Source organism: Prochlorococcus sp. MIT 1323, from assembly GCF_047304905.1.
Taxonomy (GTDB): Bacteria; Cyanobacteriota; Cyanobacteriia; order PCC-6307; family Cyanobiaceae; genus Prochlorococcus; species Prochlorococcus marinus_D.
This window is the reverse complement of record NZ_CP138973.1, coordinates 201,791-221,504: the sequence shown is the minus strand read 5'-3', so window position 1 is coordinate 221,504 and position 19,714 is coordinate 201,791. Positions and strand designations below refer to the sequence as shown.

The 19,714-nt window shown below is 54.7% G+C and carries 22 protein-coding genes; 10 read left to right on the top strand and 12 right to left on the bottom strand.

The window, feature by feature from the left end; all coding sequences use genetic code 11:
• Positions 1–874 precede the first annotated feature (874 nt).
• Both SIB68_RS01015 and SIB68_RS01010 read left to right on the top strand, forming a co-directional pair.
• On the top strand, positions 875–1,531 hold the full coding sequence (locus SIB68_RS01015) for an SOS response-associated peptidase (RefSeq protein WP_063399576.1): 657 nt from the start codon (positions 875–877) through the stop codon (positions 1,529–1,531).
• Between the two features lie 392 nt (positions 1,532–1,923).
• On the top strand, positions 1,924–2,718 hold the full coding sequence (locus SIB68_RS01010) for a potassium channel family protein (protein ID WP_063399755.1): 795 nt from the start codon (positions 1,924–1,926) through the stop codon (positions 2,716–2,718).
• A 264-nt stretch (positions 2,719–2,982) separates the two neighbouring features.
• On the opposite strand, the gene ribD is transcribed toward SIB68_RS01010, so the two are convergent.
• The 5 genes from ribD to SIB68_RS00985 all read right to left on the bottom strand — a co-directional run bounded on the left by ribD (position 2,983) and on the right by SIB68_RS00985 (position 7,967).
• The gene (ribD, locus tag SIB68_RS01005) at positions 2,983–4,089 is read right to left on the bottom strand and encodes a bifunctional diaminohydroxyphosphoribosylaminopyrimidine deaminase/5-amino-6-(5-phosphoribosylamino)uracil reductase RibD (protein WP_063399577.1); all 1,107 of its coding nucleotides are present in this window, start codon (positions 4,087–4,089) and stop codon (positions 2,983–2,985) included.
• Between the two features lie 3 nt (positions 4,090–4,092).
• Complete coding sequence (locus SIB68_RS01000) at positions 4,093–4,629, bottom strand: DUF3122 domain-containing protein (RefSeq protein WP_413681872.1); 537 nt, start codon at positions 4,627–4,629, stop codon at positions 4,093–4,095.
• Between the two features lie 81 nt (positions 4,630–4,710).
• Positions 4,711–7,224, bottom strand: a complete 2,514-nt coding sequence (locus SIB68_RS00995; protein ID WP_063399578.1) for a GH116 family glycosyl hydrolase — start codon at positions 7,222–7,224, stop codon at positions 4,711–4,713.
• A 102-nt stretch (positions 7,225–7,326) separates the two neighbouring features.
• Positions 7,327–7,572, bottom strand: a complete 246-nt coding sequence (locus tag SIB68_RS00990; RefSeq protein WP_063399579.1) for a hypothetical protein — start codon at positions 7,570–7,572, stop codon at positions 7,327–7,329.
• A 128-nt stretch (positions 7,573–7,700) separates the two neighbouring features.
• Positions 7,701–7,967, bottom strand: coding sequence for a hypothetical protein (locus SIB68_RS00985; protein ID WP_063399759.1), 267 nt, complete (start codon positions 7,965–7,967; stop codon positions 7,701–7,703).
• Between the two features lie 77 nt (positions 7,968–8,044).
• Between SIB68_RS00985 and SIB68_RS00980 the strand changes: the two genes are divergently transcribed.
• Complete coding sequence (locus SIB68_RS00980; protein ID WP_063399580.1) at positions 8,045–9,340, top strand: bifunctional cobalt-precorrin-7 (C(5))-methyltransferase/cobalt-precorrin-6B (C(15))-methyltransferase; 1,296 nt, start codon at positions 8,045–8,047, stop codon at positions 9,338–9,340.
• Here the strand turns inward: SIB68_RS00980 and SIB68_RS00975 are convergent.
• The 3 genes from SIB68_RS00975 to pheS all read right to left on the bottom strand — a co-directional run bounded on the left by SIB68_RS00975 (position 9,337) and on the right by pheS (position 11,879).
• Entirely contained in the window at positions 9,337–9,864 is a 528-nt protein-coding gene (locus SIB68_RS00975) for a DUF192 domain-containing protein (protein WP_236068857.1), read from the bottom strand. The two genes, SIB68_RS00980 and SIB68_RS00975, sit on opposite strands and share 4 nt — an antisense overlap.
• Positions 9,861–10,769, bottom strand: a complete 909-nt coding sequence (locus SIB68_RS00970) for an NAD(+) kinase (RefSeq protein WP_063399581.1) — start codon at positions 10,767–10,769, stop codon at positions 9,861–9,863. Before SIB68_RS00970 ends, SIB68_RS00975 begins: the two co-directional genes overlap by 4 nt.
• Before the next feature lie 102 nt (positions 10,770–10,871).
• Complete coding sequence (pheS, locus tag SIB68_RS00965; protein ID WP_063399582.1) at positions 10,872–11,879, bottom strand: phenylalanine--tRNA ligase subunit alpha; 1,008 nt, start codon at positions 11,877–11,879, stop codon at positions 10,872–10,874.
• A gap of 88 nt (positions 11,880–11,967) precedes the next feature.
• On the opposite strand from pheS, the gene surE reads away from it, so the two are divergent.
• Positions 11,968–12,777, top strand: a complete 810-nt coding sequence (surE, locus tag SIB68_RS00960; protein WP_063399583.1) for a 5'/3'-nucleotidase SurE — start codon at positions 11,968–11,970, stop codon at positions 12,775–12,777.
• On the opposite strand, the gene SIB68_RS00955 is transcribed toward surE, so the two are convergent.
• On the bottom strand, positions 12,762–13,325 hold the full coding sequence (locus SIB68_RS00955) for a DUF3611 family protein (protein WP_063399584.1): 564 nt from the start codon (positions 13,323–13,325) through the stop codon (positions 12,762–12,764). The two genes, surE and SIB68_RS00955, sit on opposite strands and share 16 nt — an antisense overlap.
• 45 nt (positions 13,326–13,370) lie before the next feature.
• Between SIB68_RS00955 and SIB68_RS00950 the strand changes: the two genes are divergently transcribed.
• The 6 genes from SIB68_RS00950 to SIB68_RS00925 all read left to right on the top strand — a co-directional run bounded on the left by SIB68_RS00950 (position 13,371) and on the right by SIB68_RS00925 (position 17,281).
• Positions 13,371–14,303, top strand: coding sequence for a bifunctional riboflavin kinase/FAD synthetase (locus SIB68_RS00950; protein ID WP_074160265.1), 933 nt, complete (start codon positions 13,371–13,373; stop codon positions 14,301–14,303).
• A gap of 175 nt (positions 14,304–14,478) precedes the next feature.
• Positions 14,479–15,540: a thiamine phosphate synthase gene (locus tag SIB68_RS00945; RefSeq protein ID WP_063399585.1), complete on the top strand. Its 1,062-nt coding sequence runs from the start codon at positions 14,479–14,481 to the stop codon at positions 15,538–15,540.
• The gene (gene thiS / locus SIB68_RS00940) at positions 15,537–15,749 is read left to right on the top strand and encodes a sulfur carrier protein ThiS (protein WP_063395495.1); all 213 of its coding nucleotides are present in this window, start codon (positions 15,537–15,539) and stop codon (positions 15,747–15,749) included. The genes SIB68_RS00945 and thiS overlap by 4 nt, the downstream gene beginning before the upstream one ends.
• Positions 15,750–15,774: 25 nt before the next feature.
• A complete protein-coding gene (locus SIB68_RS00935) occupies positions 15,775–16,752 on the top strand; it encodes a DUF1517 domain-containing protein (protein WP_063399586.1) in 978 nt (325 codons plus the stop codon).
• A 128-nt stretch (positions 16,753–16,880) separates the two neighbouring features.
• On the top strand, positions 16,881–17,048 hold the full coding sequence (locus SIB68_RS00930) for a hypothetical protein (RefSeq protein WP_155724905.1): 168 nt from the start codon (positions 16,881–16,883) through the stop codon (positions 17,046–17,048).
• 65 nt (positions 17,049–17,113) lie between these two features.
• Positions 17,114–17,281: a hypothetical protein gene (locus tag SIB68_RS00925; RefSeq protein WP_196757085.1), complete on the top strand. Its 168-nt coding sequence runs from the start codon at positions 17,114–17,116 to the stop codon at positions 17,279–17,281.
• Here SIB68_RS00925 and larB read toward each other — a convergent pair.
• Genes larB through trmD form a run of 3 tightly spaced genes read right to left on the bottom strand, consistent with a single transcriptional unit; the run spans position 17,275 to position 19,618 of the window.
• Positions 17,275–17,958, bottom strand: a complete 684-nt coding sequence (larB, locus tag SIB68_RS00920; protein ID WP_063399587.1) for a nickel pincer cofactor biosynthesis protein LarB — start codon at positions 17,956–17,958, stop codon at positions 17,275–17,277. The two genes, SIB68_RS00925 and larB, sit on opposite strands and share 7 nt — an antisense overlap.
• Positions 17,955–18,389, bottom strand: coding sequence for a TIGR03792 family protein (locus SIB68_RS00915; protein WP_063399588.1), 435 nt, complete (start codon positions 18,387–18,389; stop codon positions 17,955–17,957). Before SIB68_RS00915 ends, larB begins: the two co-directional genes overlap by 4 nt.
• Positions 18,386–19,618, bottom strand: a complete 1,233-nt coding sequence (gene trmD / locus SIB68_RS00910) for a tRNA (guanosine(37)-N1)-methyltransferase TrmD (protein ID WP_074160266.1) — start codon at positions 19,616–19,618, stop codon at positions 18,386–18,388. Before trmD ends, SIB68_RS00915 begins: the two co-directional genes overlap by 4 nt.
• Between the last annotated feature and the right edge of the window lie 96 nt (positions 19,619–19,714).

Genomic DNA, 19,714 nt, shown 5'->3' with positions numbered 1-19,714 from the left:
AAACAAAAGGGAGGCATTCGCTTCACCGTGAAAACCTAAACCGCACTTGGCTGTTACCGCAACCAATCGGCTGCATTCTCCTGAAGGCATTCACAAATCCATATCCGTCAACTGCAGTAGCAAGGCAACCCCAACAAGGTAATTTCTCACGGGTGTGTCAATAGCAAATAAATGCTGATATCTCTATGCATAAACATCTAAAACACAAGTCATCTTGACTTCTCAAAAAGGCCAATACCGATATAAAGATCAGTCGTTGAAGCATCAACAGGTCGACCCTGAAGTCTATTGATCTAAGCAACGAAAAAACTCACCGCCATGAAGTACCATCCATTCTACGTAAGTGCAAAAGGCGGGACAATTCAGTGTTTCGAGGGCGACAGAGGTCGCCTGTTTCGAGTTTGCTCAAGATCTCAATGCCTTTATTGCGAAGGACTGCACTCAGCGAAATCACATCTTGACTATTTAGAGAGGTCTAAAGGTCTTCCTGCAATGTTGCTGCCTCCATCTTCTCCTCTTCAGCCAGATGAGCTATGGCCATATCCACCACTTGCTCTGCTGATGGATACGGCAACAAACGTCTTAATGGAGAACGACTCTGCCAGCCCTTGGGGTATCACTGAAAACACGAAGTCAAATCATGAGTTTTCGTTAGAATCAGAGCAGACTTGGGATGCTGTTGAGACTTACTTTGAATGCATTTCAACCTGCTCACTTGATGACGGCGAATGTCTAACCAGCTGTGTTGAGCAGCTAAGAGAGGCTGAAGAATAAGAAAATTCCATATCTCGACCATCTATCAACGCAAATACACAAAGCAGATCAACAGAAAGGTCTTATCAGAGACAATCAAGCCCTGGGAGAGAGAGGCACCATGTGTGGCTGCTATAGCCTCACCACCCCAAAGGACACTCTGCGCAAGGTCCTGGCGCCTTGGCTGGCCAACAGCTCTTCGTCTACATGGCTAAACCACTACGCCCCTCGCGCTGCAATCCACCCAGGCGAGCCTGTGCTGGCGCTAAGAGAGCATCAAAGACATACGGATGTAACCCATTTTCTGTGGGGCTTTTTGGCCAGCTGGGTGAAAGACCCCTGGCGAGGCCCAAGGCCAATCAATGCTCGTGCCGAAACCCTTGCGGAGAAGCCATCTTTTCGCGCAGCTTGGCGTCACCATCGCTGCCTATTACCTAGCGATGGTTTTTATGAAAAAGGGCAACGTATTCATCAGTGCAATGGTGAACCGTTCTGGCTGGCGGGGCTCTGGGATCACTGGATCGGGCCCGATGGCAGCGAAGTAGAAACCTGTTGCGTCATCACCACGCGCGCCAATGCCTTAGTGCGTCCACTACACACGCGGATGCCTGCCATCGTGCCAAATGGCTTAGAAGAGGCCTGGCTTGAAGAAGGGGATGCCACCCACTTGCATGCACTTGAAAGCTTGCTTAACCCTTGGGATCCACATGATTGGTGTGTGAGCCGAGCCCCCCAAATGGCTTCAAGGAGCAACCCAAATCAATTACAGCTTTTCTGATCCAGGGCTGTACTGATCTCTCGCAACACAAATCAGGTCTCTCAAGGAATGACCATTCTCTAATACAACTTGACTGACGAAAAAAGAAGAGAGTTAAGTCATTTATGAAACGGAAATCTTCGCAAACAAAGAGTTAACAATACCTCTAGGGAATATCTTTACTTGATCTAAGCAAAAGCTCTACCGAAACCAATACGATATAAAGCCTCTCAAAGCCTAAAAAATGCATCCAAATTAGTGCTCAAGCCATATAAAAGCTGATGCGGATTTCTCAGAGCTATTGTGCAAATTCCATGACCTATCGAACAATCATCGAAACCGTTTCCTCTCACCAAGCTGGGGCTTGACAAACGCACAGCTTCACTAAGCATTTTATGAGCTGATTGTTTCGTGTGACTACTACACCACGACGACAAAAACATCAACAGAGAGAGAGGCTTTATCGCCTCTTGCTCGCTTTTACCCTGCTGCTATTAGCAAGCTTTGCTGTCCCGCAGCTTTATTGGCCTGCTCCAATTTGCTATTCAGTCATCGCAATTCTTATCACCAGGTTGCTGGCGAGAAAAGTCAAACGCCATGCTTGGAGAGAAAGGCTCTATCAGTGGCTGGGATGGGCAGCATTGCTGAGCCTGTGGTTCTGGGTGCTCACGCCAAGTCACTGGACCTACAGCGGGATTCCCCTGATATGGAGCTGGATTTTGTTCGTGGGCTGGAGCTTAATTCGACTGGTGAAGCAGCTGAGTCGTGAGCACCAAGTCAGCGAAATGGTGTTGATGGGAGCAGCCGCTGGATACTTACTCTTAGGAATCAGTGCCGGCCTGGTGATGAATGCCTTGTATACGTTTGAACCCAACAGCTTTGCGCTCTTGGATTTACCCAACCAGGCCATCACCAGCACCAATCACAGCGTACTGAATACGCCTCAGAGATTTGCCGAGATCAACTACTTTGCCTTCGTGTGCCTAACCACCGTTGGCTTCGGGGGGATCAAGCCGATTCTGCCCGCAGCAAGGATGGTGAGCGTTACCACCAGCATTGTTGGCCCTCTTTATCTAACGCTGATGATGGGTGCTCTGATCAGCAGATTCTCCGGCAAAACCAACAGCAAGCGGCTTAACAAAGAATCGAACCCAAAAAACACTCAACCTTCACAGCAGGAGGTCACTACTGATCAAAAAGATGGATGAATCTTGCCCCAAGCTTAACAACATTAAGATCAAACAATAAGCTCTATGATATAGAGGAGAGCATGGATTTGCTAAGACGAATGAGATCAATTAATCGGTGTATTCATCCCAAGCCTTGTCAATTGCTAATACACCACAACAATCTTCGATTGATGCTTCCAACATTGTTGCGATAACTTTCTGTAGTCAGCCTCTAATAATATTTACCAATGCATATACATAACTTACGCCAAGAATATTCAAACGATAGATATTACGTATATCTCAGCAATGCTTAGAGAGCTCATGCTGCAAGAGCCAGTCAGCCCCCAACTGCTGCAATGAGCCAGGCGCGAGCCCGACAACCTCTTTCATGCTTGTGAGGCCAAGATCATCAAGTGGTGTTCTAGCCGGCAAGCCACCCAACAGCTTGGGAGCAACCACCACCGCCAATTCTTGAACACAGCCTTGCTGCAGTGCTGCGGTTGCTAAGCCTGGCCCGCATTCCCACAGCACACGATTGCAGTCTTGTTGAGCTAAGGCCTGGAGCAACTCAAGCGGTTCAGAGGCAGGCAAAGCAAGTAGCTCAGGCCCCTCAGGCAAATGAGCCAACTGTTCATGGCCAGGCTCTAAGCCATGAGCAACGAGGGTGTGAGCCACTGCAGTGTTCCAAAGCTGAGCTTGTTGAGGCAAATCAAGACTGCGACTCAGCACCACCCGCTTGGGTTCGGGGTCAGAGTGCCCACGACTGGTCAGCAACGGATCGTCCGCACGCACAGTGCCGCCGCCAACGATCACAGCATCACATTGGCCACGTAAGCGATGCACCCAGCGACGCGCTTCACCACCACTGATCCACTGACTGGCACCATTAGGCAGAGCCGTGCGTCCATCGAGGCTCATCGCCCATTTGAGAATCCCCCAGGGGCGCCCAGTACAAACACGATGCACAAAAGCCCGGTTCTGATGTGCGGCTTCGGGCTCCAACACAGCAGTGATCACCTCGAGGCCGGCATCACGCAAACGAGAGATGCCGGCCCCAGCAACGCGTGGGTCAGGGTCCTGCATTGCCACCACAACTCGGCGAAGTCCGGCAGCGATGACGGCCTCCGTGCAGGGAGGCGTGCGGCCTTGATGGCAACAGGGTTCCAAAGTGACCACCAGGGTTCCACCTCTGGCCTGTTCACCAGCTTGTGTGAGAGCTCCTACCTCAGCATGAGGTTGCCCAGCGAGGGCATGAAAACCCTCTCCGACAAGCTTTCCAGCCTTGTCGAGAACAACTGCCCCAACAAGAGGGTTGGGACTGGTGCGACCATCTGCGAGAGCAGCCAACTGCAACGCCCGCCGCATCCATGGCAGCCAAACAGCACTGGCAGAGGGGTTGACGTTCATCAACTATTGAGAAGCCTGCGGCAATGAACGCCACTCGCCGACGACATAAGGAGGCACAGGCAGTTCAGTAAACACACCGGCGAGCTGCAAGCGCAGCGGGCGATTGTTGGTTAAATCATCCAGCAAAGGGTCGAGATCGAATTCTGCTGCTGCTTCACGGCCATCCTTCGCCAATTGCGGACTGGCCATTGTGATGTCATCCAAGGCCCAGTCGCGGCGACCGGCATGCACGAGCAGTGCGGTTGGATGATTGAGGCGAACCTTGCCGGGATAACCAACAATCCTCAACACCACTGGCTCACCTGGCGGGCCCTGGCGGTAAGCCACCAACTGCCAACTGTGATACTCGAGATCACGCAGGGTCTCAAAGCTGCGTACAAATAAAGAACTTTCATCACTTTCATTGGTCAACACCTGCGCCTGGGCAAGAGATGGGCTGAGCAGCAACAGCACAACGGCCACAAAGAAGCAAGCCAAAGCCCTCTTCAGCATGAAAAGGCCAGACCATCGATGCGATGCAGAACTCCCTGCGCTGGCCATGACCTCAAAGAAGGTCTTCACAGCGTATGCAAAAACCCATCGCTGCCGATAGGACATCCCTCACAGATTGGCGCCACTCATTCACCCCTCAGACCCTGCCCGTTCGGCACCTGGAATCAACTGCCAATCGGTATGCGTTGCCCAAAGGGCCCAGATCGCCATTGCACGCAAATAGTGGCAAGCCCTGTAGGTCTTCACTGCAGTAATCGCTTCTGGGGTGCGGAACTGCAAGCCACCGCCATACACCTGATTGACCACCACTGAACAGATGGCTGTGGCCGTCGTTGCATCGCCCATCAGCCGGTAGTAGGCCGCTAGACCGAAGTTGATGCCAGTCCATACCTCCAAGGGATGGGTTCCCTTGGGATCAAGTGGCATGCCATCACGGCACAAACCATTAGCAACTCCCAAACGGCCACCTTCAAAGCCTTCAAAGCAGGCCTCTTTAATTGCATTCAGACTGCTACGACTGCGTTCATCAGCAACAACAGAGGGCAACCCCAGCAAGCGAGCATAGAAATCTCCACAGAGTTGATCAGCCATCACCACGGGTGTACCACTCTCAGCATCGATCTTGTAGTACTCCCCATTCCAAAGCAGCCGATCGAAGTTGGCCCGTGATTGCTCAAGCCAACCGCTGAACTGATGTTGCTCCTCTGCCGTATTCAGTCCTAAGTCCAATTGCAAGCGCTGTGCCATGGCTAGAGCAGCCTCAAGAGCTGCAATCCAAAGAGCACCGCAATAGGCGCTCACACCTTGTAAAGGCCAATCGTCAAAAGTCTGATCTGGAGCACCACCGTTATCGGGCAGACCATCGTGATTGACATCAAACCGCTTGAGATAACTGAGGGCTTGCACTACCGCCGGCCAGCATTCAGCCAAGAAACTCAGATCTTCACCATTCGGTGAGAGAAGAAACGTTCGCCATACCTGCAACACATAATCACTTGCCAGATCTTTCCAGAGATTGCAATCCTGATAAGCGGTGTAGTTGGTGGCATCAAACGGCGACTCATTCGGAGCTCCCAGATCATGGGGGGTAGCCGCCGCCCTCTTGCGGGGAGCCTCGACCCGGCCACGCCCCTGGGTGAAGTACCAGCCGATTGGACGTGGTGTGGCATCTGCCGCTGGAATGGCTCGAGCAAAACTACGCAAGACAGCCTTATCGAGTTCAGGCCACAACTGCAGCAGAGCCAAGGAGCCATAAAGGCGCACATCAAGACTTTCGTACCAGGCGTAGTCGAAGCACTCAAGAACCCCAAAGCGACCCACCGGATCTCCTGGACGGGCTGCCGTCCAAAGGCTGCCACCGCTAGCCAAGTCGTAGAGCTCATTGAACAAAGCCATTCGCAAGCGCTCCGGCAGATCCTCACGAGCCAGCACCGGCGCCTGCCAGGCATCAATCTGCTCACGCCAATCAGGCCAATCACGCAAGGCCTCGGCAGCAAGAGCAGCAGCCCCCTGCCCATCACTGCCGTGAAAGTCGGTGTAACGGCGCAAATCGCGAACGCCTGTAGCGAAAGCCGTCACCGGTAGATCCCAACTGATCACCAAAGGGATCTCAAGACTTTCACCAGGCGCCAGGGTGACCTTCACCGCCAAAGCAGCACTGGTCTGCTCGCCCGCCAAGCTCTTGTGGGCGGTATTGCTGTTTGGAATGGTTCCTTCACTTGCGAAGGAACTCCATAGTTCGCTGCCATCTCCGCTGGGATCCCAACGACTACAACGCATCACCTCCACACCAGGCAGATGATCAGGGACAGCCAAACACCACTGCCCTTGACCCTCAGCCAAGGGGGCAGCTCGCTCACCATCCATCAAGACACCAATCAGCCCTGGCTGATCAATCCAACGATTGCACTGGCCCTCGCCACGACCGATGGCAGGCACATAACTATGTTCAGGGCTGCCGTCATCGCGGAAATGAACGCTGGCGGAGGGATCGGTGTTCGTAAACCAGCCACATGTATTGCGCCAACTCAGCAGCAGCGACAATTCCAGAGATTGCGATGTGGGGTTCTGAAGCTGCCAACGAAACACGGCCAGGGGGTAGCTGGTGCGTCGATAATCACCAGGAAGGATTGGACTGAACGCCTCACAAACCACCTCAGCCGCGAAGACTCCGTTGTAATGGGTCCAACTCAGCGGATAGCGAGCTGAATAGCTACCAGTCATGCGTTGCGCTGTACTGGCTGGATACCAGCTCCAAGAGGAGAGAGGCTTGTCTAGCTCAGGCTGAGAGTCATCGGTTTGTGGCTCTACAGCCAGCGCATGAGCACGCACCTGATCGCCCTGCCGCTCAAACAAAGCGAACTGGCAATCAGGAATACTGCCCTGCCAATGCTCACCACCATCAAGATTCCAGAGATTGAAATCACCGCGCGGGCTACGCCCGATACAACCGGCCCCGAAGCCTCCCAGGGGCATGCCATGCCAGGGCCCATCATCGAGATTGCTGGCATAACGCACCGTGTAGGGCTGTTGCCAAGGCAATCCAAAAGCACGGCTCCAGCTGGCGGCAGGCACACTCCAAGGCTTCAAGCTCGATCCACGCTGCAACAAGGATCTGAAAGCTGAAACGCCAAAAAGGGCCATGGGGCAAGAGATGATGCGCCCAGCTTGTCAGCAGATCAGCCGGCCAGCCAGGGGATCAAGACATCGTTTGAACCTTGATGGCATACCAACATTTTCTATAGGTCAGATAAAGTCAACAACATCAGCAGCGAGAAACTCACCCTTATCCACATCAAGCAGGGTGGTGTGAATGCCATCTACTGTGATCAATAGATCATCATCAACTTGCGTCAAAGAAAGCTCCACTCCATCTGCTACAGAGATGCGATCGTTTTCAGCGAATGAGAAGCCGATAATCACATCATCACCACGACTCAGGGTGTAGGTATCAACTCCTCGATCACCCTTGAGGGTGTCATTGCAACACAAGCATAGTCAAAGTAATATCCGGCCTCCTAACAATTACCATCCAAAAGATGGTAATTAACGTGTAATTTATCAATCCAAAGATTAGCTAAATACGACCTTACTCAAGCATAATCCCGAACCCTTACGCCCTACTCAGCATCCAACAAAGCATCGATGGTGACGGCAGAACGAACCAAAGCCTGGTAGCGCTGTAGCACACGGCGATTGCGATCCAACCAGCGCGCTGGATCATGAGATTGAGCTGAACTTGCAGCAACATCGAGGCGAGGTGCTTCGCCATCAAGCAATTCCAGCTCGTCCTGCTGCTGAATCAAGGCAACCACCAACTCATGCAAACGCCGACGGCGATCAAGCACAAACGCATCCTGTTCCGTTTCCTGCACCTTGCCCGCCATCTCGTCCGCCAACGCGCTGTTCACCATTCAAAGCAACGACAAGTCAGCCATACAACCTCTCAGCCGAGAATGACAACATGCCCGCCTCAATCAGCTCCGCAGCGATCCACGTCATCGGCACCGATGCCGCAGGCCTAGATCACCTTGCTACTCCATTGCAAGAGCTGGTGCTCTCAGCCCAAGCGCTGGCTGCACCCCGTCGCCTATTGCCGCAACTGCCGAGCTGGTGGCAGCAACAGCACACGGATCAGCCTTTGCCAGAACTGATGGCCAGCGATCAACCAGAGGCTCTAATCGCCTGGTTGCGCCAGCGGCAGGGCACAGCCGTCGTGCTTGCTAGCGGCGACCCGCTCTGGTTCGGCATCGGCAGGCGACTACTCGAAGCATCTCCTGCTGATCAACTGCACTTTCATCCAGCTCCTTCTTCACTGCAACTTGCCTTTGCCAGGCTTGGACGCCCTTGGCAGGATGCTGCCTGGATCAGCCTGCATGGCCGTGACCCGGCCCCCTTGGCTGAAAAGCTGCAACAACGCCCCTCAGCTCTGGCTGTACTCACCGATCCCAGCCGCGGAGGAGCCGAAGAGGTGCGTATGATTTTGCGCGCTTCTGGTCTTGAAGCTGCCTATGCAGTGTGGCTTTGCGAACAGCTCGGACACGCCAATGAACGGGTGCAACGGCTGACGCCACAGGATGCCTTGCCATCGGATCTTCATCCCCTACACATGGTGGTGCTACTTGCAGAACAAGCTGCTCCACCAGGAGATCCAGGCGAACTTCCATTGTTCGGTCTTGACGATGGCTGGTTCCTGCAACGCGACGATCGCCCTGGCCTGATGAGCAAACGGGAGCTTCGTGTTCAGCTCCTCGCAGAATTAGAGCTACCAGAACAGGGCGTGCTCTGGGATTTAGGTGCCGGAGTTGGCAGCGTGGGCTTAGAGGCCCTACGCCTGCGCCCACAACTGCAATTGCTTGCTGTTGAAAAGCGTGGCGGCGGCGCAGCGCTGATTAAGGCCAATGCTGCCCGGCTTGCTGTTCAGCCTGCTGCAGTGCTCGAAGCCGAGGCCCTCAGTCTGCTGAATGGAACTGATCTACCAGCAAAACTCAGCAACCCCGATCGGGTACTGCTAGGCGGTGGCGGGCGCCAGCGAGCTGCTCTCCTCAAGGCCGTATTGCAAAAACTTCAACCACATGGAGTCGTCGTGATTCCACTGGCAACCGTTGAAGCCATGGCAGAACTCAAGCCCTTACTTCAAGATTGCGGTTGTACCGTGAACGTGAGTCAACACCAAGCCTGGAGGGGCCTGCCATTGGCAGATGGCACCCGCATGGCGCCGATGAACCCGGTGATGATCCTCAAAGGCACGATGCCTTAATGCTGCCAATCAACAGGCTTCGGCAAAGGTTGAATCTGCACAACATCACCAACCTTGATGGATAGCCGTGCTGCCTCCCCGGCCGCCAACTCCACCACTCCATCCGCCGGCAGCTTCGGGCCATAACTCGGGCAGGGCAAATGCGGGCACACAGGCACAGCTGCCTCAATCGCAATCACCCGACCCTGACTCACAAAAACCATGTCAAGCGCGGCCAAGGTGTTGAGCATCCAAAAACGCAATCGCCTCGCAGGCTGAAACGGAAACCACATGCCCTGTCCTGATGGCAAGGCATGGCGCTGCATCAATCCCAAGCGCTGTTCCTCAGCCTTATCTGCTACCTCCAATAACAAACAAGTACCGCTTTTCAGGCACCACTGAGCTTCGAGAGGCAAATACTGAGGCGGGGGTTCTGCCCGCACACCAATAGCTGAAAGAACGCTGAGACCTACCGCCAGGCCTGCCCAGAACAGAGGGAACCGCAATCTCTTCCCCCACTGCAAGCAGAGGGCCCTGCAGCTCATACTCGATCAGGTTTAGCAACATGCGGCAAACCCCATCCCAACTTGTTGCGCAACACCTGGAAGAACTCGTGATCTGCCAAGCGCACAAATCTCACAGGATGATCACTACGACGAATCAGTACTCGGTCTTCCGGCCACACATAACAACCCGCACTCCCATCAACAACCATCATCAAGCGATCAGCCGTCGCTGGAAACACAGTCACTGGCTCCTGGTCGCTGAAAACCAGCGCTCTTGACGCCAGCGAATGAGGGGCAATCGGTGCAAGCTGAAGCACCGGGCACTCAGGTGTAATCACCGGGCCTCCTGCACTAAGTGCATAAGCCGTTGATCCTGTAGGCGTCGAGAGGATCACGCCATCAGCAGAGATGTCCACTGGCGCATGGCGACCAATCGCGACTTCGAAATGACACATGCTCGTGAGCGGTTCACGATGCAAAGCCATTTCATTGAGGGAGAGTGCCTCCCAGCGGCACTGATCACCGCGCAACACACTCACCACAAGGGTGCAACGCTCCTCAATCGTCCACTGCTTGTTAAGCACCTGCTCAAGCACCCGATCGAGATCAGCCAAATAGGCCTCCGCCAGGAAGCCAAGGTGTCCAGTGTTGATGGTGAGGATTGGCACCTGCACAGGAGCTGTCTGCCGTGCCGCCGAAAGCACGGTGCCATCACCACCCAGAACAATCGCCAGTGCCATCGAGGCATCGAATCCCTCAGGTACGCATGCGTTGTAACCAAGCAGGCGCAAATGCTGATCTGGATTGGCAAAGCCAACCATTCCGCCAGAACTACTTGCTCTGACCACTTCGATACCAGCCTGTTCAAGCCGCGACTGAAGGGTCAATGCGGTCTCTACCGCCAACTCTTTGCCGTCATTAACGATCAGTCCGACACAGGGCACCGATCGAATGAAGCAAAGAACGAGCTCACTTTATGGGGATTAAGCTGTTTTTGGATGCAGCACCGCGGCGATGCTTCATCCAGCGCACGATCGGCTATCGACTCAAAACTGCTCAAGGAAGCGCAGATCACTCGTATAAAGCCTGCGAATGTCGTCGACGCCATGACGGACCATGCAGAAGCGTTCCACGCCAAGGCCTGCCGCAAACCCACTCCAGCGCTCGGGATCAAGCCCCAGGCCCTCTAAGACTGCTGGATCAACCATGCCGCAACCCATCACCTCCAGCCAACGCCCACGCCACTGCACATCCACCTCAGCCGATGGTTCAGTAAAGGGGAAATAACTAGCCCGAAATCTCACCGGCATATCGCCAAAGAAGGCCTTCAGGAAGGCCATCACCGTGCCGCGCAGATGGCTGAAATCAAGGCCTTCATCAATGGCCAACACCTCAACCTGATGAAAGACAGGCGAATGGGTCGCATCCACTGCATCACGCCGATACACCCGGCCTGGCGCCACAATCCTTACCGGCGGCGGATTCTCTTCTAGATAACGAATCTGCACAGGCGAGGTGTGGGTACGCAGGAGCAGATTGCCGCCCAGATAGAACGTGTCCTGCATGTCTCGAGCAGGATGGTCCTCGGGAATATTCAAGGCGGAAAAGTTATAGTGATCGGTCTCCACCTCCGGGCCTTCCGCCACCCGATAGCCCAAACCACAAAACAGATCCACGATCTGCTCAGTTGTTGTAATCAAAGGGTGGCGATGCCCCACAGGAATGCCACTGGAAGGCGCAGTGACATCAATCGTTTCCCGCAGCAGCCGATCAGCCAAAGCTGCCGCTTTCACCACCTGCAACCGTTCCCCTAGCAGGTTTTGCACCTGTGTTTTAAGCACATTGGCGCGCTGACCAACAAGCGGTCGCTCTTCACTAGGGAGCTTGCCCATCGCCCCGAGAACACCAGACAAGCGACCTTTCTTGCCCAACAGACTCACCCGCAATTGCTCCAAGCCATCCGCATCTGCGGCAGCAGCGATAGCAGACACCGCCTCAGCCTCGAGGGCATCAAGCTGGTCGGTGAGCTGCTGCAGGGAGATAGTGGCGCTCACTGAAGAAAGATCGCAGCCACTGACTTTAGGCAGTCATCATGCTTTAGGCAGTCATCATGATTAAGTTCCCCGCAGTGGATACGAGGAGATGACTCCGTTGCGAATTCTGATTAGCAATGATGACGGAGTTTTAGCTGAAGGCGTCCGCTGCCTCGCCGCTGCCGCCGCCAGCCGCGGCCATAGCGTCACAGCGGTATGTCCCGACCATGAGCGCTCTGCTACCGGCCATGGCCTCACCATCCATACCCCAATCCGAGCCGAACGCGTCGATGAGCTCTATGGGCCAGGTGTGACGGCTTGGTCCTGCAGTGGCACGCCGGCAGATTGCGTCAAACTGGCCCTCTCGGAACTCTTGGCAGAGAAGCCAGATCTAGTGCTCTCTGGGGTCAACCATGGCCCCAACTTAGGAACTGATGTGTTCTGTTCAGGAACGGTGGCTGCAGCAATGGAAGGCACCCTTGAGGGATTGCCGGCGCTTGCGGTTAGCGTCGCCTGCTTCCAATGGAGGGATTTCCAGGCTGCTGCCAAGTTAGCGATGGATGTTGCAGAGAATGCATTGGCAGACCACTGGCCCAACAACCTGCTGCTTAATCTCAACATTCCCCCCTGCCATCCAGAGCAGATGGGATCACTTCGCTGGACTCGCCTTTCAATACGCCATTACGAGGAACAGTTCAGTCGCCGTGTCGATCCTCACAGCCGCACCTACTTCTGGTTAGCCGGAGAAGTGGTTAAAGATCTTGAGACCGCCGGCGATGGTCCACGCGACTGGCCCAGCGACGTGGCCCAAATCGAAACAAATTCCCCCTCCTTGACACCCATCCAACCCGATCTGTTTTGGCGTGGTGATCTTTCTGCTCTACCAGCAGCATGCGTAGCCAATCAACCAGTGCGATAAATCCTCTGCAACAACCAAAGCGAAAAGATCAGACCAACCAAATGCGCAAATAACACCTGGGTGTTGCTCAGAACTGAAAGCATCTCCAAGGAGGTGATCGGGTAATTATCTAATGCAGAACGCCCAGCACCAATCGATATTCCCGGCGCTTGCATCGACGCCTGTACAAACAAACTTCCAGCCAACGACTGATAGCCAATGGAGGAAAATACCAACCCGAGCAGATCAACAATCACTCCTCGCTTGAGCAGACGACTGGTCTCACCGCGACTGGGGCGAACAGCACTGTTGAGAGCCCTGCCGAGGCGAACGATCAGCCAACCCTGCCAAAGGCTGTAGAGCAAAAACAAGAACGCCAAGCTTGTCAGTGACAAGCCAGGACCAAGCCCTAGAGCTCGCTCCGAGTTGCGGGCCAAGCTGCTACCGATGTTGTTGAACAACAGCACGCCAACAACAACAACCCCAAGGATTGTCTGTATCCAAAAACGAATCCATCCCATGCGGCGCAACCCGAGCGAAACCATTTGAAGATCGAGAGGGTCAGCCATCCAAGTTTTTGCGGCGGTCGTTCAAACTTGCCATCTACGCGCGCCATGTGCACGGCCACCTTGATTCCTCTCTGCCCCCCTCAGCAGGCAAGAACCCCGACAGCGCTTGCCCTCGGTAGTTTCGATGGCCTTCATGCTGGCCATCGCCGCGTTATTGAGGCAGTTGTAAACAATGCGCCTGGCGTGCCAACGGTGGTGAGTTTCTGGCCCCATCCCCGCGAAGTGCTCTATGGCGAACCGCGATTACGACTGGACCTGCCTACCGAAAAAGCCTGCCTCCTCGCTCCGCTTGGTGTCGAACAACTTGTGCTGGTGCCCTTCGATCGTGCTCTGGCATCCCTCAGTGCCGAAACCTTTGTGAAGCAAATGCTGATCCACACCCTCAAAGCGCAGCGCATTGCCGTTGGGGCCAACTTCCGCTTTGGACGTAATCGTGAGGGCGACACAACCACCTTGCAGCAACTCGCCGCAGCCGCCGGAGTGGAAGTGATGGTGTTGCCAATCCTGGAAGACACAGAGGGGCGAATGAGCAGCAGCCGCATTCGCTCCGCTCTCAGCGAAGGCGATCTACAGGCAGCAACGACCCTGATGGGCCGGCCCTATCGCTTCCGCGGCCGTGTCGTCAGCGGCCGCGGCCTTGGGAGAAAACTGGGCTGGCCTACAGCCAACTTGCAAGTTGATGGTCGCAAATTCCTGCCAGGTCTTGGGGTCTATGCCGCCTGGGCATCAGTCAAAGATGAAAGCGAACCCCATGCTGCCGTGATGAATTTGGGCCCCCAACCCACAGTGGATCCAACATCGCCCTCCGCCGTAGAGGTCCATTTGCTGAATCAGCAAATGGACCTGGAAGGATGCGAGATCTTGGTTGAACCGGTCCAGAGACTTCGAGGCCAGCAACGCTTCGCAAACCTTGAAGAACTCAGTGCCCAGATTGGCCGCGATGCCGACCTAGCACGCAGCAAATTGAAGGGCCAATAAGCCGGCGTTAAAAGGCAAGATCAAGCAGGGGTGGGATAAGCATTCGTCAAACCCCAAACAATGAACACCCCAATCCCACCTAAAAGAACAACCCCCCAGATCAGAACGTTCATGGTGCTATCTGAACCACTGTTGTCCATGATCGGAATGGGGATGCAATTGTGCCAAGACTGCCATGAAATCGATGCCTGTCGCCCCGATCGCAGATCTACGTGTTGCTCAGCTGATTGATGCCAACCTCGATCGAGCTCGGGAAGGACTGCGAGTCGTCGAAGACTGGTGCCGCTTCGGCCTAGATCGTGAAGACATTGTGGTGACTCTCAAAGACTGGCGTCAGCGACTGGGTCGCCATCATCACGACAGCTACAAACAAGCACGCTCCACTTCTACAGATCAAGGGATCGGCCTCAGTCATCCTGCTCAGCAAGAGCGACACGAACCATGGCATGTTGTGGCAGCCAACTGCGCACGCGTTCAAGAAGCTCTACGCGTGCTGGAAGAGTTCGCCCGTCAGCCAGATCCTCAGCTGGCTGCCAGCGCTGCAGCAATCCGCTATGGCCTCTACGACCTAGAGGTGACCGTGCTGCAGGCCAACGCAGGCAAAAAGAGACGCCAACAACTGCAGGCCTGCCATCTTTGCCTGATCACGTCATCACAATCCGATCTACATCGCAACGATCTACTCAAGACAGTGAGCGCAGCACTAGTCGCTGGCATCGACATGGTGCAATACCGCAATAAAGAAGCTAGTGACTTGCAACGATTGACTCAGGCAAAAGAGCTGGCCAGCCTATGCAGAAAGCATGAGGCGCTATTCATCGTTAATGACCGAATCGACTTAGCCCTTGCGGTGGACGCCGATGGTGTTCATCTCGGTCAGGACGACCTCCCGACAGACGTAGCAAGGGGACTCATCGGCAGCGAACGGCTACTGGGTCGAAGCACACAGTTCCTTGCCCAGCTTCAAAAAGCTGAAGCAGAAGGTTGCGACTATCTAGGAGTGGGGCCTGTCAACAGCACAGCCACCAAACCGGAACGACACCCAATTGGGCTTGCCTATATCAAGGAGGCATCCAAAGCCACCCAGCTACCTTGGTTTGCCATTGGTGGCATCAACATCTCAAACCTAGAAGCAGTACGTCAAGCCGGAGCAAAACGAATCGCTGTGGTCGGAGCAATCATGAATTCCCAAGATCCTGCCGCTACCAGCCTTCAACTACTGGAGGCTCTGAGATGAAACTGATGGTGAATGGTGAAATCAGGGACATCGAACCAGAACCGGTGCCAACCTCGCTGGCGGCCGTGATCGAACAACTGGGCTACCACCCTCGCCTTGTCGTCGTGGAGTTCAACGGCACGATCCTGACACCAAATCACTGGCAGGAGCAGCTGGTGCAGGAAATGGACCAACTGGAAATCGTCACTATCGTCGGCGGAGGTTCCTAGAGTTCAGACCAACCGCCGCAACGTTTTGGCCCGCTTGCCAAACCTTCCCTCCAGACGCACGTTCAGCCGCTGGCTGACGGCTCTATTGCTGCCGCTCCTGGTAGCAGGCTTGATTCTGGTTCAACCCGAGCCAAGCCATGCCGCTCGTGGTGGACGCATCGGAGGAGGAAGCTTCCGTGCTCCCTCAATGCCACGCAGCAGCGGTGGTATGCGCGGCGGCTATGGAGGAGGTTATGGAGGATACGGCGGGGGCTACCGCGGAGGTGGCATCGGTTTTCCCTTCCTCATTCCCATATTTGGTTTCGGTGGCGGCGGCCTTTTTGGCTTCCTAATTCTGATGTCCATTGTGGGCGTACTGGTCAATGCCGTACGGGGTGGTGGCAGGGGAAATGCCGCCCTCAATAGTTCAGGCGAACTCGCTCAACGACCCACTGCGGCTGGACCCGTCACCATGCTGCAATTGCAAGTAGGGCTTCTGGCCAGCGCCAAGGCTCTACAGGAAGACCTGCGTGAGCTTGCGGCCTCAGCGCAAACAGGCAGTTCAAGCGGGCTGCAACGGGTTCTGCAGGAAACCACCCTTGCCCTTCTGCGTCAGCCAGAGCTCTGGGTTTACGCCAATGTAGAAACTGGCAGCGTGCCATTTGCTTCCGCAGAATCCACATTTAACCGTCTTTCGATGACCGAACGCAGCAAATTGCGAGCGGAGGTGACATCCAACGTTTCCGGTGAAAGACGAACTGATGAGCTTTCAGAAAAGAGCGCCGGCGAGGCCGATGCAGCAAATGAATACATCGTCGTCACGATTTTGGTTGCATCCAGCAGCCGCATCAAGCTGAGCGAATCAATCAGCAGCGAGCAGCTACGAGAAAGCCTTCGCATCCTTGGATCCACCTCTTCAACTGATTTGATGGCCCTGGAGGTGATCTGGCAACCCGAAGGTCGAGGCGATGTTCTGAGTGCGGAAGAGGTTGTGACGTCCTACCCCAACTTGCAGCACCTCTGATTGCATACCCCGATCAAGAAGGTCTAAAGGCAGGTCTTCACAAAATCTTCCACAAAGATTGATCGTCATGAACTAAACACAAGGCCTAAGTATTGATACCTTGATTCGAACACATTCCCGCACCCACCTTGTCTGCCGCGTCCCGACCTGACCCCCGTGCAATGGAATGGCAAACCAATGGTGAATTGGCTCGTGGTGATCTATTTGAACTAGTTCGCCGTTTGCGTGATGTTGAATTGCCAAGTCACAGCAATGAGCTATGGCGACTTGGTGCCAAATACGAAGAATCAGAGTGAATCCCGGCACTCCCCTTGCGCGATTCAATTAGGTACCCCATCGTTCGCTCAATCAAGAAAAATGCATGGGTTCACGTTCGTTGCATTGGGTAAATACACCCGTTTTGGTGGAAGCCATGATGCGCTACGAACAGAATCGCTTGCCACGATCAATGAAGCTCTGGGTTGAACAGCTACTTGAACTCAGCCCCCAAGACTCTCACCAGTTGCTGTCTCACGATCCTGATTATTGATTGACAGCTACTGCGCCTGAGACGGCTGCTTTAAGTATCCGCAGTGCCGCCATAGCAGCTCCATAGCCATTATCAATATTCACCACCACCAGACCAGGCGCACAACTGGCGAGCATTCCCTCAAGGGCTGTACGGCCTCCTGCACTGACCCCATAACCCACCGACACGGGAACACCAATCACAGGCTGTGGCAAAAGCCCTGTCAACACAGTCGGCAGTGAACCCTCCATTCCTGCACAGGCAATCAGCACCTTGGCTCGTTGCAGCCGTACCAACTGATCGAGAAGCCTTTGCAAACCAGCAACACCCACATCCAGCAAGAGTTCGCTCTGGATGCCATGCCAACGCAACGCCAAAGCGGCTTCCGCCGCTACAGGCAGATCACTGGTACCACCACTAAGCACCACGACCTCACCAAGTGCCGGCAGCAAGATTGCCGGATCCCCGAGTGTGAGACAACGAGCCTGAGCATGAAACTGCACATTGCTAAGTAGATCGGCCACGGCCGCCGCCTTGGCTTGATCAACCCGCGTAACCAAGGCCAGTTCACCCTCAGCCTCAAGACGACTCAGACATGCTGCGATCTGTTCGCTGGTCTTGTGCTCACCAAAGATCGCCTCCACCATGCCAAGCCGCTGCCGCCGCTGAAGATCCAGCCGTACCTGCGGCTCAGTCACTGAGGTACCAATTCGCCTTCATATTGCAGCAAGAAAGGATGACCACTGGCCTGGCCTGCGCCCTCACGGGCCAGCTGTTCAAAACGGGCCTGCACCACATCCACCTCAGCCTGGGGAATCGATTTCCACTGTTCTCTACTGGCCCAACGAATCAGCAAGATGCCCTCCTCCTGTTCAGCGTCCCAAAAAATATCCCGCCCCAGATAGCCACTCTGCTTCGCGAGCCAGGGTTCCCAACTGCCCTGCTCAGCTTTGAGCCAAGCCTCGCGTGCATGGGCCGGCACCTTGATGCGCAGATGCTCGACGACAGCAACGTCATCGCCGCCATCAGGATCATGACGAGCGGCAATCGCGACATCAGGATGGCTGGACAGCATTACCAGAAAGCTAAGCAGAAAGGCAATCAACCTAGACAAGATTCTGTAACTCATGTCAGGCCTATCTGCTGCAACAGTGCTATCGCCTGACTACTCATCCCCTCCTCTCGACCTTCTGGTCCAAGCCCTTCATTGGTGGTGGCCTTCACACCCACGGCATCCAATTCCACACCCAACCGTTGTGCAAGGTTGCTACGCATCGCATTGATGTGAGGCTTGAGCTTGGGACGCTCAGCCACCACCACGGCATCCACATTCAAAACCTGCCAGCCGCGATCTCGTACCAGAGCCACAACCTGCTCAAGCAGCATCAAGCTATCGGCCCCTTTCCAGCGGGGATCATCCGGCGGAAAATATTTACCGATATCACCTAAAGCAAGAGCCCCAAGCAAGGCATCCATCAGCGCATGAACAAGAACATCAGCATCGCTGTGACCATCGAGCCCCAACCCATCGGGATGATCAAGTGTCACGCCACCAAGAATCAAGGGGCGACCGGGCACTAAGCGATGAATGTCATACCCGTTGCCGATACGAAACTGCATGGAGTCAGAACCATGGGACTCCATTGTCAGTGTTGATGATTGCTGCTGATCAGACCAGCGAACATAGAGGTCCGGACGACGCAGCTGAGTACGCAGCTGCCGCTGTTGCTGTCGCCACAGAGCAATCGCACCATGATCACCACTGCGCAACACATCTGGAACAACCATGCCGCGAAAATTCGCTGGCCTTGTGTAGTGAGGATGCTCGAGGAGGACATCGCTATGACTCTCATCCCGCAGCGACTCTGCCGTTCCAACAGTTCCCGGTAACAACCTCACAACACCATTGATCACCGTCATCGCTGGTAGCTCACCACCGGTGAGCACAAAATCCCCTACAGACACCTCCTCATCTGCCAAACTTCTGATCCGCTCATCAAAACCTTCGTAATGACCGCAGATCAGCACAAGCTGATCTGCGGTCATTACCCAACGATGCAAATCCTTCTGGCATAGCGGTTTTCCCTGAGGGGTCAGAAGCAGCACCCGCCGTCGCGACTGAACAGGAATCGCCTCAAAAGCAGCAAAAACTGGTTCTGGCTTAAGCACCATGCCAGCACCACCGCCATAAGGCTGATCATCAACCTTGTGGTAGCGATCCGTGGTGTAATCGCGGGGATTGTGGGTATGCAAGGCAGCGATGCCAGAGGCAAAAGCACGTCCAATCACCCCGAGTTCACCAAGAGGAGTAAACGCCTGTGGCACCAAAGTCACCACATCAAGGCGAAAAGGCGCCATCTCCTTCAGGCCGCTAAATGGGAGAACCAACAGATCTGCGCACAGACGCTAGGCAAGCTCATCCGATGATCAGAGCACCCCTGAAGAAACAACCTC